This is a genomic window from Corynebacterium sp. HMSC074A09 (assembly GCF_001811545.1).
Taxonomy (GTDB): Bacteria; Actinomycetota; Actinomycetes; order Mycobacteriales; family Mycobacteriaceae; genus Corynebacterium; species Corynebacterium hiratae.
On sequence record NZ_KV805124.1, the window covers coordinates 139359 to 153488 of the forward strand.

Here is a 14130-nt window from a genome sequence, read left to right on the forward strand (position 1 = left end):
TCGCGCTAAGGGACATTTCGTGTGGATTTAGGAGCGTCCGGCCCAGCCTTTTCTTATGCCTAAGCTGGGGTTCCACTCATTGTCGATGCCGGTATCGAATGTGGCAGGTCGCCCGTCGGGGTGGCCGCGTCGTGTGAGTTCTTCTTTTGCCCAGGCCGCGTATGCCGCTCTCCCCAATTGCGGCCGAAGTCTTGATGCCTGGCTAGCCCCAGTGGAGGTACAGGGGCTTCAGTGCGGAAGTCGCCATAGGAATTGACCTAACTGCACCAGCTGCGGCTTACCTACCACAGACCTAGTGTTATTCGGTGTTGATTTCACAGATCGGCCCGTTGGAACCGATTCCAAATCAAGATCAAGGCATTATCCCAGGCTGTTCCAGTAATCCACATCGATCTATCCACACGAAATGTCCCTTAAGCCAGTTCTGCGGGATTCTCTTATGCCTCCGCCCGCTGCTCACGCACTACTGCGTGGTGCCAAAATGCGGCGGCATGTTCTCGCGGTAGAAGGCCTCTCCCGTGGCCTCGTCCTCGCTGTCACCACCGGGGCCGCCTGCGTCCGCCTCAAAGCTCACGGTGCGCAGCTCATCGGCCCCTGCGACGGAAGAAGAGCCAGCGGCCCCAGACATTGGCCCGTGAGGAACATCAAAACTGCGATCGTAATTCTCGGCCGTCGACGGACGCTTCACGCGACGGCGCGCACGCGGGGTACGCGGTGTGGAATCAGCCATTAGACGCTGGACTTCTGCAGCTGATCAACGAGGTGGTGCACCAAGGGGGTCAGCGTAGCCATGCCATCACGTACCGCCGCGCGGGAAGACGCGACGTTGACAATCACCGTTGAACCAGACACTCCCGAAATGCCGCGGGATGTGCACGCATCCACCGCACCGCATGCTTGGCCGGACGAGCGCAGGGCCTGCGCCACGCCAGGCACCATTTGGTCCAGCACCGCGCGAGTCGCCTCTGGGGTCTTATCGCGCGGGCCAACGCCCGTGCCACCAATCGTGAGAACCAAGTCAACGCCCCCAACCACGCCGGTTTCAATCGCCTGCCGGATCTTGGACTTCTTGGAACGAACGATTACTGCGCCGTCGACGGTGAAATCAGCTTCAGCCAACAGTTCGCCCGCCAAGCGCGACGTGTCCTGCGCTGCATCATCTGGGTGGTCGGTAACGATGACGACGAGCGCGCGGCGCGGTGCTTGAACGCTTTGTTCTTGTTCGCTCGCGATAAGGAAGGCATCATCTGGTTCGGTGACATCATCGAGTTCGCGTGAGGCATCGCGCCCCAGCAACTCAGTTGCGTCGGTGTTTTCTGCCACGGAGGTTCTCCTTAAAGGTAGGGACGGAATCTTCCGGTAGTGGTTTCTTCACAAGGTCTCAGGGTGCGGTATTCGTGCGGCGCTCACGCACCGCCCAAGTATTTGTTAACTTACTCGCTTGCCAGCGTTACCTCTACCTTTCTCACATCTTCGCTGTCTCGACTCCGTACCTCCAAGGTCACGGTCGCGCCGAACTCCTGGGAACGGGTTGCCGCGATGAGGGCATCAGAGCTTTCAATAAGCCGATCGTTGACGCGGGTGACCACGTCACCAGACTTGAGCCCTGCCTTATCGGCTGGGCTATCACGTTCTACATCGACGATCTCCGCACCAAGGGTGTCGCTTTGCGCGCGGACCTTAACACCCAAGGTTGGGTGTTTGACCTTGCCATTGTTGATGAGCTCATCGGCCATCCGCTTGGCAAAGTTCGAGGGAATAGCGAATCCCAGACCGATGGAACCGCCCTCGGAATTCGAACCACCCGACAGCGAGGCAATCATCGAGTTCATGCCAATGATGTTGCCTTCCATGTCCACCAAGGGGCCACCGGAGTTGCCTGGGTTGACGGCGGCGTCGGTCTGGATGGCGTCGATCAGCGAGGACTCCCCACCTTCCTGCGAAGCACGGACGGGACGGTTCTTCGCCGAGACAATTCCGGAAGTCACCGTAGCGTTGAGTCCCAACGGGGAACCTACGGCAACGACCTCTTGCCCCACCGCGGCTGCGTCCGAATCACCGAACTGTAGGAAGGGAAGATCGTTAACGTCATCGATCTTGATGACAGCAACGTCCGTGGTCGCATCCGAGGCCACAAACGTGGCGCTGTGGCGCGAACCATCATTCATGGTCACTTCCAAGCGCCCGCCTTGATCCGCGCCGGCGACGACGTGGTGATTGGTCAACACGTAGCCGTCCGGGGAAATAATCGAGCCCGAGCCCTCGGCACCGCCGGAGCGGGTAATGGAGTAAATGGATACCACTGCTGGAAGTACCTTCGATGCCACGTCCTCGACGGAGCCGTCGGCGGGCTCTTTACCGGTGCTGTTGGCCACCGGCTGGCGCTCCAGAACCTCATTGACCGTCGAGGTGGAGGACTTGTCTTTGCCCACCGTTCCGACCACCGCGCCGGTAACACCGACGGCAGCGATGGCGGCTACGAGCATCATGGACACCAGGCCGACCTTGCGCTTGGTCTTAGGCTCATCGCTCGGTTCCACGACCCGTACGCCTGATCCCTCTTGGCCCCCGAAGAACTGGTTCTGATCACCAGCATGCGCCGCAGTGTAGCGCTGACCGGCATAAGGCTGTATTCCCTCCTGCGAGTGCTGCCCTGCCGATGGCTGCTGTGCTGCCAAACGCTGCTGATTTTGTTGACCGAATCCATAATTCGAACCGCCATACGGCGCCTGCGCCCCGTAAGGTGCCTGGGAAGGCTGGTTGCCAAAAGACGAAGGCTGGGCTCCCTGCCCCGCCTGGCTTCCGTAGGGCGACTGTCCGCCTTGCCTCGGTGTATCCGACCGCGGCTGGTTCCAGCCATTCGATCCGCTTCCCGCAGAAGGTACCTCGCGTCGCTGCTGTGGCTGTCCCCGTCCGTCAGAGTTCTGCGGGCTGTCCATGGGATTATCCATGCTCGAATTCCTCATATTCATGTCAGGTAGTGTGCACCACCGCGCTGGCGCGCATCTGTTACTAGTCTGCCAGTGTGCTACGAGAAGCTGGGCGTTTCCTGTGCGCCTTGAGCTGGGGTGATCCCCGACACACTAGCCCTGATTGAACCACCGCTCCGCAAAGATATGGCCGCGGTCGTTGTGCTCCTTCGGTTGGCCCACCACGGGGTCTTGTAACTGCCCCGCTGACTGCTGCTCAGCGGAGAGTTCGGACTGGAAATCGGAGGGCAAGTCTTCCAGCCCGTCCACCAATGCATCACCTTCGGTGGGGTGCCCTGGCAGGATAACCTCCATGCGTGTTCCGCTGTCGGCGGAATCCTTGATGGTGATCTCTCCGTTGTGCCTCTCCACCACAGATCTCACGATTGCTAGGCCCAATCCGGATCCCGGCATGGCACGGGCTTCAGCAGAACGGTAGAAGCGCTCAAATACCTTATCCCGTTCCTCCGGAGCGATGCCGGGGCCGGAATCGTCAACGCGCAGGCGCACCTTGTCAGGAGCGATTTGCCGCATGGACACGCGCACGGTCCCCGTCGGCGGGGACCACTTCGCAGCATTGTCCATGAGGTTGAGGGTGGCGCGGCCCAGGGCAAAAGGATCGCCGTCGATCATCCACGGGATAAACCGCACGCGGAAGTCCACGTCAGGACGGCGGCGCTTGGCACGGTTGAGCGAATGCTCCAACACTTCGTGCAGTTCAACGGGCTCCGGTTCCTTCTCAGTAGCGTCTTCACGCGCTAGGTCCACGAGGTCACCGATCAGCGTGGCCAATTCAGACATTTGCGCCATCACGTCATCTTCGAGGTCACGCCGGTCTTCCTCACTGATGCCGAACCCACCACCGGACTTGTTGAGCATCATGAGAAGCTCAATGTTCGTCCGCATGGACGTCAGTGGGGTTTTAAGTTCGTGGCCGGCATCAGCCACGAACTGCGATTGTTGCACGCGCGCGTGCTGCAGGGCGGAAAGCATTCGGTTAAAGGACACAGTAAGTTGTGCCATTTCATCGTTGCCCTCCACGGCAATCGGCCGCAGGTCATTGGTCTGCGTCACGTAATCGGCAGCCCGCTTGAGGCGAGCGATCGGCTCCATGCCGGTCTTGGACACCACCATTCCTGCGAAGACGGAAAGCAGCACGCCAAAGGCCACGATGATCAGCAGCGCGGAGCCCACCGCGGACACGATCTCCTCAGTGGAACCAAGGTCTTTGGCCAGGACTACCGTGGCACCACCTTCCTGATATTTGGCCAGCACGCGCTCACCACCCAGGGTGCGAATGGAGCTTTCCATGGTGTCCCCGTCCGGTTTAAAGTCCCCACCCACCGGCAAGGCATCACCATAGGAAAAGGTGGCTGCTGGCGGAGAGATAGAGACCTTCGTCGAAGGGTTGTAGAGCTTAAAAGAGGCGATCTCCTGATCGATATTCTCCACGAATCGAGGATCCTGCGCCTGCTCCATCAGCACATCCGCTTGCTGCATGATTTGCTTATCGACGCTCGCCGTCATCGACGCCGCAACCAACCAGTAGGTCACCAACGTCATCACTGCCACCGAGACAGCGACAACGACACCGGTAACCAAAGAAAGGCGCCACCGAAGCGGCGCCCGCGAAGCCCAGCCGCGACGACCTGACAGGCCCAACCACGCCGTGGAATCTAGGTCTTCAGAAGGCACCGCGTCGGGCGCGGGCCTCCGCAAAATCACGCGATAGCCTCCCTCATGACATAGCCGACGCCACGCACAGTGTGGATAAGACGCGGCTCGCCATCTTCTTCGGTCTTCTTACGCAGGTAGCCGATGTACACCTCGAGAGCGTTTCCGGAGGTGGGGAAATCATAGCCCCATACTTCTTCCAAGATGGTGTTGCGGGAGAGCACCTTGCGAGGGTTCTCCATGAGCAGGCGCAACAAGGCGAATTCGGTGCGAGTCAGTGAAATCTGACGGTCACCACGGGTGACTTCGCGCGTATCGGCATCGAGCTTGAGGTCCTCAAAACTCAGCTGGGTTTCAACGGGCTGCTGCTTGCTGATCGACTCCGCAGCAGCACGACGGACCAGGGAACGAACACGAGCCAAAAGCTCTTCAAGAGCGAAAGGCTTGGGCAGGTAATCGTCGGCACCCGCATCGAGCCCTGCAACGCGGTCAGACACGCCATCACGAGCCGTGAGCACGAGGATTGGACGGTCCCAACCCTCACTGCGCAAGGTTCGGCAGACTTCCAAGCCGTCCATGTTCGGCATCATCACATCGAGGATGAGCAGTCCTGGGTTCTCCCTGTGGACCATCTCGACAGCCTCTACGCCATCGGCGGCCAACATTACGTCGTAGCCATTAAACTTCAAGGAGCGGCGAAGCGATTCGCGTACGGCTTGCTCGTCATCCACGACAAGAATCTTCATGTTTCCAATTATGTCCTATCTAAGGCGCATTCACGAAGTGGGCCTAGTTCTTTCGCCCCCTTAAATCACCCCTTAAGATTTTATTCACCCCACTACCCGTGGCATCAGCGAACGCCCAGACAAGAAAGGCACCGCAGCCAAGCACTGCAGCCTCGAGAATGAGTCACTGCAGCGGGCAACTAGGCCAACACAAATGCCCCGAGGGATTCACTCAGAAAGGGTGAATCCCTCGGGGCAGAATTCGCAGCCTTGAGGCTTAGAAAGCCTTAGAACTGCTCCACGTCGACCAGGCCGAGCTTGGCGGCCTTCACCAGACGGCGCGGGATGCGCACGGTCTGGCCGTCGATGGTGACTTCCTGGAGGGCGACGTTGTCAGCCTTCCACTGGGAACGGCGAGAGTGGGTGTTCGCGCGGGACTTCTTAAACTTAGGAGTTGCCATCTTTTCCTATCCTCCTTACGCGTTCTTCTTCTTGCGGCGAGCCATTGCACCGAAGCGCTGGTTGAACTTCTCAACGCGGCCAGCGGTATCCATAACGCGCTGGGCACCGGTCCAGAACGGGTGGGACTCAGCGGTGACGTCAACGACGATGAGCGGGTACTCGTTGCCGTCTTCCCACTCAACGGTGCGATCGGAGGTAGCGGTGGACTTGGTCAGGAAGGAGTGGCCGGTACCGGCATCCTTGAAGACCACCGGGTGGTAATCCGGGTGGATATCTTTCTTCATATGTCGATTCCCTCAGGGTTGAACTACGGGTCGGTTCCTTCCGCAACACATCTCCGGCGTGGAAGGAAGTGTGAAAGGATCGTGCCCGAGTTGGGTCTCTATACTTACAAACTGTGCGGCTCGTGCCGACAACTTGACATATCCTACAGGCCACCAGCATTAAAACCGAAATCGCTCCGGCCGCCACCGCCGCGCTCCGACGGACAAAATCCACAACCACGCCCCTCACCTGCCCCTTCGGCAGGAACGCGCCATAGATCAGGTATAGATCAGAGGTATCCACGCCGGCCCGCATGCCGGCGGTGATTAGGTTCTGCAGGCTGTGGCATGTAAGATTTCCCCTTGCTGTTGTCAAAGTAATCGTTTTACGCCCCCATCAACTGGTGTTCAACGGATTAAGCCTCCTGCTCAACCTCACTTTTTCGAGCGCCGCGCCTCACCGCGGAAATAGGCCTCCGTTAGTCGCTTTCGATGTGGGCGGCTAGGAGAAAGAAGACCCATGTCGGCTATTTGCCAGGTAACGGGCCGCAAGCCGGAATTCGGCAAGCAGGTCTCGCACTCGCACCGCCGCACCTCGCGCCGTTGGAACCCCAACGTGCAGCGTCGTCGGTACTACCTGCCCTCTGAGGGCCGTACCATCACCCTGACCGTTTCCACCAAGGGCATGAAGATCATCGACCGCGATGGCATCGAGTCCGTCGTGGCTAAGATTCGCGCACGTGGGGAGAAGATCTAAAGATGGCACGTAATGACATCCGTCCAATCATCAAACTGAAGTCCACTGCGGGCACCGGTTACACCTACGTGACCCGTAAGAACAAGCGCAACAACCCGGATCGCATCACCTTGAAGAAGTTCGATCCGATCGTCCGCAAGCACGTCGAATTCCGCGAGGAGCGATAATTTATGGCTAAGAAGTCAAAGATCGCCAAGAACGAGCAGCGCAAGGAAATCGTCGCCCGCTACGCGGAGCGTCGCGCTGAGCTCAAGGCAATCATTAAGAACCCGAACACCCCGGACGAAGAGCGCCTCGAGGCGCAGTTCGAGCTGAACCGTCAGCCGCGCGACGCCGCCCGCGTCCGCGTCCGTAACCGCGACTCCGCTGATGGACGTCCGCGCGGTTACCTCCGCAAGTTCGGTCTGTCCCGTGTCCGTATGCGCGGCATGGCTCACCGTGGTGAGCTGCCGGGCGTTCGCAAGTCCAGCTGGTAAAGGGGTACCCATACAATGGCTGTCAAGCGTAATAACCACAAGAAGTTCCGTATGGAGCAGACCCGCCGCCCGAAGAAGAACCCGCTCAAGGCCGAGGGCATTGAGAAGGTTGACTACAAGGAGATCAAGACCCTGCGTCTGTTCATCTCCGACCGCGGCAAGATCCGCTCCCGTCGCGTCACCGGTCTGACCCCGCAGCAGCAGCGTCAGGTTGCTACTGCCGTCAAGAACGCACGCGAAATGGCTCTCCTGCCGTTCACGTCCCGCTAAACACTAGCTGGTTTCAACAGCGCACTTTTGCCGCTGTACTCGTGACTCACTAGGACAGGACAAAAGAGCTTTCAGGCCGCCGCCTCCTTCCCCACCTCGGGGCAGGTAGGCGGCGGTCGTCGTTTTCGCGGTTAGGGCAGTTGCTCTGCCGCCCCGCAAATTCCCAGTGCTACATTGAAGAGCTAGAAAGCCCCTGACGGAAAGGCAACTAACACCTGATGCCGCTGCACGAATCCCTTACCGATCTCAGCGAACTAGCCGCCCACTGCCACTCCCCCGCCCATGCGCGTGGACTATTGGAAGAAGCCCAGGACCTTCTGCGCAATGCCACCGCCCACCGGGCTGACGGGGTCGAGCTTGCGGCGTGGTTTTCCCGCGTGGTCACCGATATTGTTCGCTCCCCAGGCCTTGCTAGCCCTGTGCGGCTGACAGGCGCTGCCGCCCGCGGGGATCTTCTCCCCTCACTTCCCATCACCTGGCTGGGCGCCGACGAGCAGCTGGAGCAAGTCATCATCGAGGCCGGATTGCCCTGCGGCGCAGTCGCGGAATGCGCCTCAACTCGCGCTGACGCCGGCCTGCCGCTGGGCACCGGCGGCGAGGAGGAACTCTATGCCGAGGCTGTATCGCAGCGGCCAGCGCCCCTCAAGCTCGTGGACGGGCTGCCGGACCGCTCCGCCGAGGTGTCCATTCGCCGTTCCCTACTCGCCCCCGTTTCGGCCATAGCCCGCTGGGCAGCGCCGGCTCCTCGACCCACCCCTGACCGCCTTGCCATTGGCGTGGAACGCGAATTGCTCACCGCGGCCGAGGCAGAAGGCCTGAGCCTGGCGTGGGGCACGGGCATCGCGCTGGAATTGGGGCGGTGGTACGAGGGCGTCGATAAGCACAGCATTATTCTCGAAGACCTTCCGCCATTGGACCGCACCGCCTACGGCTCGGCGTGCCGCACAGTCTCCGCTGCCGTCGAATCCATCATGATCCGGCACGGTAATGTGGTTAGCTGAAGTCAAAGCTACGCTTTGACGAACGCCGTTCGCGGCGGGGTGTACGATTACTGACTTGCCGTCAGTTATTACGTGAATTTTATCGAAGGGAGTCCGCCTCATGGCAGGTAGCGTTGGCAGGCCAAGGAAGAATAGCCCACGCCGCCGGGGAAACACCGCGCGCGAGGAAATCCTGGATGCCTCATCCGAGCTCTTCACCACCCAGGGCTTTGCGACAACCTCGACGCACCAGATCGCCGATGCCGTCGGTATCCGGCAGGCATCGCTGTACTATCACTTCCCTTCCAAGACGGATATCTTCCTCACGCTGCTGAATTCCACCATCGAGCCCTCACTCGAGCTGGCGGAGGAGCTCGCGGCCTCGGATGCAGCGCCGGCGCAGCGCCTGTGGTCCCTGGTGGCCGCGGAGTCCCGCCTGCTCTTGACTTCGGCGTGGAACGTGGGCCGCCTGTACCAGCTTCCGGTGGCTAACTCCCCGGAGTTCGGCGAGTACCACGAGCAGCGTGATCGCCTCAAGGATCACTTCCGCACGGCCGCCGCTGGCATTGTTGGTGATGATGACCCGCGCGTGGAGCTTCCTTTCCACATCGCGCTTTCCGTCATTGAGATGCGCCCCAACGATGGCACCGCGCCTTTCGACGCCTCGCAGCGCGTGCCGGAGCAATCCGCCATGCTTGCCGACGCCGCCCTAGCAGTCCTCGGCACCACCCCTCCCGACAACGCCGAAGCCACTACCTTGGAACTGCTGAAGAACCGCAACGACTCCATCTCGGCAGCCGCCGCTGCCGCAGCCGACCGCAAGAAGACGGCGCGCTAACGACCGTGCCGGATGGCGTAATGCGCCAAGAAGGTCTTATACGGTTTATAGGCCTTTTCGCCGTCCGCCCGAAGACTGTCCACGAGGCGATCCATCTTGTGGTTGGTTTTCTTTTCGGTCCAGTCCAGAGCCTCAGCAATCTCGCGCACCGAGGGAATATCGGCATCAGTTGAGCCCGGCTTCTTGAGGTAGCTGGCTAGCTGGCAAAGCAGCTCCTCCTGCTCATCGTTGGGCACATGGCGGGTGCGGGTGCGCTCCTCATCGAGGTCCTGCTCGCGCTTAGTCCGACGCGAGTAGTTGCTGTTTTCGACATCGATGTAAAGCTCGTAGGGGCATTCCGGGGTTTCAAACGTAATTCGTGACGGGCCCGGCGGCACGGCCGCCACCGAGCGCGGGCCGAGATCGATGCGGGAGAATCCCTTAACCCCGCGCAGCTCGATGCGCAGCGGAATGTGGCTGCCTACGTTGCAGATCATCCAGCCTTGACCGCCGTACCACAGTTGGAAAAGCTGACGGTGCAGGGTGAGGTCCCCCTCGCCGACCCGGAAGTCACCAGCGCGACCGACGACGACTTCCTCGCCCGGTGCCATGACCAGCACGCCGCCGATCAGGTCATCGATGCGCAACCTGGGCCCTCGGGGCGCGTCGTGCGATGGGAGTGGCTGTTGCTGGCTCATGGACACCTCCGTAGGCGGCTGGAAATTCGCGCACATCGCCTTTCGGCTCGGCGATATGCCTCAACAATGCCCTACAGTGTAGCGGCTCTCACCACAGTACTGCGGGGACAAGCCGCTTGCCCCAGCTTGTTGGGGACTAGGACACGATGGCCCATGTCACCACGAAAATGAGGATGATGACAACAACGGTGACTGTGATGATCAGAGCGTTCTGATTATCCTTTGCGGCTGACTTGGCAGCTCTAGGCTCTGCCGCGGCACGCTTGTGAACGGTAGCCCCCGGTACCGCAGGAGTCACCGGCGTGGAGGGAGATACCGTCCCGGGTGAGGCGACCGGGTTGGCGGGAGCCACAAAACCGGTCGGTATAGCCTGCTCGACAGACCCAAAGGAACCGGCAGGTCGCGGCCAGTGTTGCGTCGGCTGCCCAGGGGTCTTTGCCTGCCGTGGCTGCGCGGGTTCCGTCACCCGGTTGGTGGTGGGCTGGGAACGGGAGACGTCGCCAAGCGCGGCAATGAAATCCTGGGCGCGCGCATAGCGCTGCATGGGCACGCTATCCAGCGCCTTGTTCAGGACAGTCTGCACCTGAGTCACCACCCGTGCGGTGTCCTTCGCGAGGAACGTCGTGAAAGCATCGCTGGACAAGTCCGGGATGCGCCGCTGCCCTTCCCACTCACTGCGCGGCATCGTGTCCTTGAGGTGATGCAGCGTGAGCATCTCGAATGCAATAAGCGCTAGCGAGTAGTCATCCGCGCGCGCCGACATATCGTCATCGCCGTAGGCATGACCATTATTTTCCGGGGCCAGGTACTTTTCAGTGCCCACGATGTGGCCAACCTTCGTCAGACGGGATTGCCCCTCTTCGATGCTGATCCCGAAATCGCTGAGCACGGCAGGCGGCAGGCTGCCCGGGTCCTTGCGAAGCAGGATATTGGCGGGCTTGATATCGCGGTGTACCCACCCGGGGTGTAGCTCGTGGTGCATGTAGTCCAGCGCCGAGGCAATCGGCGTGAGGTAGTAGACCACCTCAGCCACGCTAAACCCCCGGCCTTCCTGCGCGCGTTCCCGGATGGCGTGCGCCAGGGTTCCGCCGTCGATGAACGCCATCATCATGACGTCGTCACCGCGCGGCGTGGACTCCTTGGAATAGAACTGGACCACTCCCGGGTGACTGCCAATCTTGGTCAGCGCCTTCATTTCGTTGTTGAAGCGGGCGTGGGAGGCTTCATCGCGGACATCATCCAGCAGCACCTTGACGGCAAGCTCACGAGAAAGATCCGGATCGGTGGCATGGAAGACCTGCCCCATGCCGCCTTCACCCAGCAGGTACACGTTGGTGTACCGCTTCTGCTGGGTCAGCCATTGCACGAAGTAGGAATTAGTCACCGCCCCATTGCATCATATGCACAACCAAGCATGGGGGTGCCATGTCCCATCGCCCCCAAATGGAGGGGACTTCACCGTGGTTCAGTCAGGCATGCGGGAGCCAGTTATGCTACCTGTTGTTCTCTATAGTTTTCCAAGGACCCTATGACCACCCCAGGATTTGGCACTAACCCCTACGAGCACACGAGCCCTGTGCACGGCGGGCCTCAACAGACCCAGCCCGACCAGCGCAACCTCGTTCCGATCATCTGCGCGATCGCCATCCTTATCGCACTCCTGATTTCCGGTGCCGTGATCTGGAATCACGTCCGCTCCACCGGCCAGGAAACCCCCAGTACTGCCGAATCCTCGGAGCACACGCCAGCCTCCGTGGAAGAAACCTCACCAGAAGACGACCAAGAAGAAGACACGGAAGGCGCGCCGAGCGAGGAAGCACCAGAGACCTCAGCCAGCCCTGGAGCTGCTGACGTCCCAGAGGGCCTTACCGCCGCCGGCTGGTCCGACTACCCGGAGGCGCGTTGCCAGCAGGGCGAGGACATGGTCTTCGCCGCCGCAGGTTCCGATCCGGTTTCGCACATCGTTATCTGCGAAAAGCAGGACTCGCTCTTCTACCGCGGCGTGTGGTCTAGCGGTGCCGCTTTCGGACCGGCCCGGGGTGAAGGCAGCTCCTATACCGCCTCCATCCTCGACCCCACCAGCGGTGAGGACACCGGTTCCGTACTCACCATCCGCGGCACGGACTATGACATCGATGGCGAGGCCGGGACCTTCGAGGATTACTGGCCGCGCTAGGGGTCCTTAGACCGCGCCTTGCTGACAGCCTGCATCGGGCCATTCCACCTCGGCGGCGGCGAGCTGCTTGACTAGGCGCGTGAGCATCTGCTGGGCTTCTCCGTAGTTCCCGGATTCGGCCTTGGCATAGATGGCAACCGCCACCGTGTGCCCGCCCAGTGGGACAAGCCCCATCTGGCGGGCTTCATAGGCCCCGTCCTCGGCTGGGCCCCAGCCGCCCTTCATGACTGCTCCTTCGAGGGTGCCCAGCCCATACTGCTGTGCGGGATCGGGCTGTCCCATGGCTGCCAGAACGGGGTCAGTGCCCTGCTGACATCCCAGGGCGGCGACAAACTCTGCTTGCTCGGCTACCGGCCACTGCGTTTGGCCAAATGCACTAAAGCCGGGGCGCGGTGGCGTGGCGGGGACAGTAGCCGTGCCGATGATCTCCTGGGTTGCCTGCGCGGCGTGCTCTCCCCCGCCGAGTGCCTCCCAGAGGGAATCGGCCGCGGCATTATCGGAAAAGGTAATCGCCCGCGACACGGTCTCCGGATCGGCCACGCCGGCGCGCTCGGCGGCAATGGCCAGCGGCACCTTCGCTGTGGACCATGCGGACTGCGGGTCTGTGATGCCTGCTGCGGCGACGGTATCTGCGCCGGCCACCGCGATTCCGGTCCCCGGGTTGTCGGCAGCGATGGCTTCGAGGGCTTCGTGGATGTCGGAGGCCTCAATCACGGGTGGCTCCTTTTCGGGGGTGGACTCAGGCAGGGTGGGCTGGGGGCTGCTCGCTGCCGTGGGTTGCTCCGGTGCGGAGACATCGCCGATGGTGCAGGCGCTTAGCGACGCCACCGCAATCCCCGCGATCACCACTCGTGCTGCTTGTTTCATCGTTGACCGCCTGCGCATTAGAGGATGTACACAACCGCATTGTTGCCACCTTTACAGGTGACAAATTCACCGTTATCGGAGCAATCCATTGTGTAGTTCTGCTTGGTGGTTGGGCTGTAGGCCTCAATCGTGGCGTCATACTCATGGGTATCCACCCAGTGCTTGACGTACTCGTCGCGCACTGCGTTGGCGAATGGCTCCGACGTCACCTCAGTGCCGCGGTAGACGCTGTTGAAGTTGCCGCCGGGCTCATTTTTCCGCGCGGCGTCGTTCGCCGGTATCGCCCCCGCAGGCAAGTCGGGGTGCTCCGGGCGTTTCTGTGAGGCGGAGCTCGTCGTAGTTTTCTCCGTGGTCTTTTCCGCCTCATCCGCCGCAGAAACCGTCTCTTGGGTGTCGTCGTTGTCCTCGGTGAGCTGCGCCGCGGTGGTCAGGGGCGCATCAGCCTGAGTTCCCGTGCCGCTATTTTTGAAAAAGATAAGGTAGGCCAGCGCGGCAATGACGAGCAGCACCGCCAGGATCAGCACGGCGATGAGCACATACTTTCCGCCGTTGCCGGAACCACGGTGCGCCGGCGCGCTCTCCGAATAAGCAGTGGAATAAGCAAACGGCTGTTGTTCGTACTGGCCGCCGCCCTGCGGTGCTGACTGGGGCGGGAATTGCTGGGTGGGAAACTGCTGCTGGGCGTAGTTGCCTTGCGCTCCGGAGTGGGCGAAGGGGTTGGAGTAGTTGCGCTCACCTTCCTGCGGGAAGGCCCGAGGGTGCACGGGGCGTTCCTGGGTGGGCGGGGCCTCAAAATCCACAGTGTCCGGGTGAGTTTCCTTGCGGGAAGGCTGTGGCTGGCCACCATTTCCTTGCGGGTGCTGGGAGCCGAATCCATGGTTGCGATCTGAATCAGTCACCGAGGCCTCCGTAGATCTAGACATGTCGAGTGCGCCCTGTGGGCACGTTTCTATCTTTACTATCTTTACACAGCCGCACTGGTGACGGTGGCGTTCG

General features: G+C 61.0%; 18 protein-coding genes and 1 pseudogene. 7 read left to right on the forward strand and 12 right to left on the reverse strand.

Annotation, left to right across the window (positions count from 1 at the left end):
* Positions 1-27: 27 nt before the first annotated feature.
* The 8 genes and pseudogenes from HMPREF2807_RS13365 to HMPREF2807_RS03030 all read right to left on the reverse strand — a co-directional run.
* Positions 28-233: pseudogene (locus HMPREF2807_RS13365) on the reverse strand (IS256 family transposase); the annotation flags it as partial.
* 230 nt (positions 234-463) lie between these two features.
* A complete protein-coding gene (locus HMPREF2807_RS03000; protein ID WP_070510408.1) occupies positions 464-730 on the reverse strand; it encodes a hypothetical protein in 267 nt (88 codons plus the stop codon).
* Positions 730-1323 (reverse strand): MogA/MoaB family molybdenum cofactor biosynthesis protein, encoded by a 594-nt coding sequence (locus tag HMPREF2807_RS03005; protein ID WP_046646961.1) that lies wholly within the window; start codon positions 1321-1323, stop codon positions 730-732. The genes HMPREF2807_RS03000 and HMPREF2807_RS03005 overlap by 1 nt, the downstream gene beginning before the upstream one ends.
* A 110-nt stretch (positions 1324-1433) precedes the next feature.
* The gene (locus HMPREF2807_RS03010; protein ID WP_369816134.1) at positions 1434-2972 is read right to left on the reverse strand and encodes a S1C family serine protease; all 1539 of its coding nucleotides are present in this window, start codon (positions 2970-2972) and stop codon (positions 1434-1436) included.
* Positions 2973-3083: 111 nt separating this feature from the next.
* Entirely contained in the window at positions 3084-4694 is a 1611-nt protein-coding gene (locus HMPREF2807_RS03015; protein ID WP_070510410.1) for a HAMP domain-containing sensor histidine kinase, read from the reverse strand.
* Positions 4691-5389 (reverse strand): response regulator transcription factor, encoded by a 699-nt coding sequence (locus tag HMPREF2807_RS03020; RefSeq protein WP_049154197.1) that lies wholly within the window; start codon positions 5387-5389, stop codon positions 4691-4693. Before HMPREF2807_RS03020 ends, HMPREF2807_RS03015 begins: the two co-directional genes overlap by 4 nt.
* A 266-nt stretch (positions 5390-5655) precedes the next feature.
* A complete protein-coding gene (gene rpmF, locus HMPREF2807_RS03025; protein WP_010187615.1) occupies positions 5656-5829 on the reverse strand; it encodes a 50S ribosomal protein L32 in 174 nt (57 codons plus the stop codon).
* 15 nt (positions 5830-5844) lie between these two features.
* Positions 5845-6114, reverse strand: coding sequence for a type B 50S ribosomal protein L31 (locus HMPREF2807_RS03030; protein ID WP_005530151.1), 270 nt, complete (start codon positions 6112-6114; stop codon positions 5845-5847).
* Positions 6115-6613: 499 nt separating this feature from the next.
* On the opposite strand from HMPREF2807_RS03030, the gene rpmB reads away from it, so the two are divergent.
* The 6 genes from rpmB to HMPREF2807_RS03060 all read left to right on the forward strand — a co-directional run bounded on the left by rpmB (position 6614) and on the right by HMPREF2807_RS03060 (position 9414).
* Positions 6614-6850 carry a 50S ribosomal protein L28 gene (rpmB, locus tag HMPREF2807_RS03035; RefSeq protein WP_010187623.1) on the forward strand — a complete coding sequence of 79 codons (237 nt, stop codon included), beginning with the start codon at positions 6614-6616 and terminating at the stop codon, positions 6848-6850.
* Positions 6851-6852: 2 nt separating this feature from the next.
* Positions 6853-7017, forward strand: coding sequence for a 50S ribosomal protein L33 (gene rpmG, locus HMPREF2807_RS03040; RefSeq protein WP_010187624.1), 165 nt, complete (start codon positions 6853-6855; stop codon positions 7015-7017).
* A 3-nt stretch (positions 7018-7020) separates the two neighbouring features.
* Positions 7021-7326, forward strand: a complete 306-nt coding sequence (gene rpsN / locus HMPREF2807_RS03045) for a 30S ribosomal protein S14 (RefSeq protein ID WP_010187625.1) — start codon at positions 7021-7023, stop codon at positions 7324-7326.
* Positions 7327-7341: 15 nt separating this feature from the next.
* Positions 7342-7596 (forward strand): 30S ribosomal protein S18, encoded by a 255-nt coding sequence (rpsR, locus tag HMPREF2807_RS03050; protein WP_010187626.1) that lies wholly within the window; start codon positions 7342-7344, stop codon positions 7594-7596.
* Between the two features lie 218 nt (positions 7597-7814).
* Positions 7815-8597 carry a hypothetical protein gene (locus tag HMPREF2807_RS03055; RefSeq protein ID WP_070510412.1) on the forward strand — a complete coding sequence of 261 codons (783 nt, stop codon included), beginning with the start codon at positions 7815-7817 and terminating at the stop codon, positions 8595-8597.
* A gap of 100 nt (positions 8598-8697) precedes the next feature.
* Positions 8698-9414, forward strand: a complete 717-nt coding sequence (locus HMPREF2807_RS03060; RefSeq protein WP_070510413.1) for a TetR/AcrR family transcriptional regulator — start codon at positions 8698-8700, stop codon at positions 9412-9414.
* On the opposite strand, the gene HMPREF2807_RS03065 is transcribed toward HMPREF2807_RS03060, so the two are convergent.
* Together HMPREF2807_RS03065 and HMPREF2807_RS03070 are read right to left on the reverse strand one after the other, a co-directional pair.
* The gene (locus HMPREF2807_RS03065) at positions 9411-10091 is read right to left on the reverse strand and encodes a hypothetical protein (RefSeq protein ID WP_070510416.1); all 681 of its coding nucleotides are present in this window, start codon (positions 10089-10091) and stop codon (positions 9411-9413) included. The genes HMPREF2807_RS03060 and HMPREF2807_RS03065 overlap by 4 nt on opposite strands.
* A gap of 136 nt (positions 10092-10227) precedes the next feature.
* Positions 10228-11475 (reverse strand): serine/threonine protein kinase, encoded by a 1248-nt coding sequence (locus HMPREF2807_RS03070; protein ID WP_070510419.1) that lies wholly within the window; start codon positions 11473-11475, stop codon positions 10228-10230.
* 144 nt (positions 11476-11619) lie between these two features.
* Between HMPREF2807_RS03070 and HMPREF2807_RS03075 the strand changes: the two genes are divergently transcribed.
* Entirely contained in the window at positions 11620-12267 is a 648-nt protein-coding gene (locus tag HMPREF2807_RS03075) for a hypothetical protein (protein WP_046646972.1), read from the forward strand.
* Positions 12268-12273: 6 nt separating this feature from the next.
* Here HMPREF2807_RS03075 and HMPREF2807_RS03080 read toward each other — a convergent pair whose 3' ends face one another.
* Both HMPREF2807_RS03080 and HMPREF2807_RS03085 read right to left on the reverse strand, forming a co-directional pair.
* Positions 12274-13134 carry a hypothetical protein gene (locus HMPREF2807_RS03080; RefSeq protein WP_070510421.1) on the reverse strand — a complete coding sequence of 287 codons (861 nt, stop codon included), beginning with the start codon at positions 13132-13134 and terminating at the stop codon, positions 12274-12276.
* A 17-nt stretch (positions 13135-13151) separates the two neighbouring features.
* Entirely contained in the window at positions 13152-14033 is an 882-nt protein-coding gene (locus HMPREF2807_RS03085) for a hypothetical protein (RefSeq protein WP_070510423.1), read from the reverse strand.
* Positions 14034-14130: the final 97 nt, after the last annotated feature.

What these genes read in the sequence shown, in the direction of transcription:
- HMPREF2807_RS03000 (WP_070510408.1), bottom strand. Translation starts at nt 730, where the DNA reads ATGGCTGATTCCACACCGCGTACCCCGCGTGCGCGCCGTCGCGTGAAG.
- HMPREF2807_RS03010 (WP_369816134.1), bottom strand. Translation starts at nt 2,972, where the DNA reads ATGAATATGAGGAATTCGAGCATGGATAATCCCATGGACAGCCCGCAG.
- HMPREF2807_RS03020 (WP_049154197.1), bottom strand. Translation starts at nt 5,389, where the DNA reads ATGAAGATTCTTGTCGTGGATGACGAGCAAGCCGTACGCGAATCGCTT.
- rpmF (WP_010187615.1), bottom strand. Translation starts at nt 5,829, where the DNA reads ATGGCAACTCCTAAGTTTAAGAAGTCCCGCGCGAACACCCACTCTCGC.
- HMPREF2807_RS03030 (WP_005530151.1), bottom strand. Translation starts at nt 6,114, where the DNA reads ATGAAGAAAGATATCCACCCGGATTACCACCCGGTGGTCTTCAAGGAT.
- rpmB (WP_010187623.1), top strand. Translation starts at nt 6,614, where the DNA reads ATGTCGGCTATTTGCCAGGTAACGGGCCGCAAGCCGGAATTCGGCAAG.
- rpmG (WP_010187624.1), top strand. Translation starts at nt 6,853, where the DNA reads ATGGCACGTAATGACATCCGTCCAATCATCAAACTGAAGTCCACTGCG.
- rpsN (WP_010187625.1), top strand. Translation starts at nt 7,021, where the DNA reads ATGGCTAAGAAGTCAAAGATCGCCAAGAACGAGCAGCGCAAGGAAATC.
- rpsR (WP_010187626.1), top strand. Translation starts at nt 7,342, where the DNA reads ATGGCTGTCAAGCGTAATAACCACAAGAAGTTCCGTATGGAGCAGACC.
- HMPREF2807_RS03055 (WP_070510412.1), top strand. Translation starts at nt 7,815, where the DNA reads ATGCCGCTGCACGAATCCCTTACCGATCTCAGCGAACTAGCCGCCCAC.
- HMPREF2807_RS03060 (WP_070510413.1), top strand. Translation starts at nt 8,698, where the DNA reads ATGGCAGGTAGCGTTGGCAGGCCAAGGAAGAATAGCCCACGCCGCCGG.
- HMPREF2807_RS03065 (WP_070510416.1), bottom strand. Translation starts at nt 10,091, where the DNA reads ATGAGCCAGCAACAGCCACTCCCATCGCACGACGCGCCCCGAGGGCCC.
- HMPREF2807_RS03075 (WP_046646972.1), top strand. Translation starts at nt 11,620, where the DNA reads ATGACCACCCCAGGATTTGGCACTAACCCCTACGAGCACACGAGCCCT.
- HMPREF2807_RS03080 (WP_070510421.1), bottom strand. Translation starts at nt 13,134, where the DNA reads ATGAAACAAGCAGCACGAGTGGTGATCGCGGGGATTGCGGTGGCGTCG.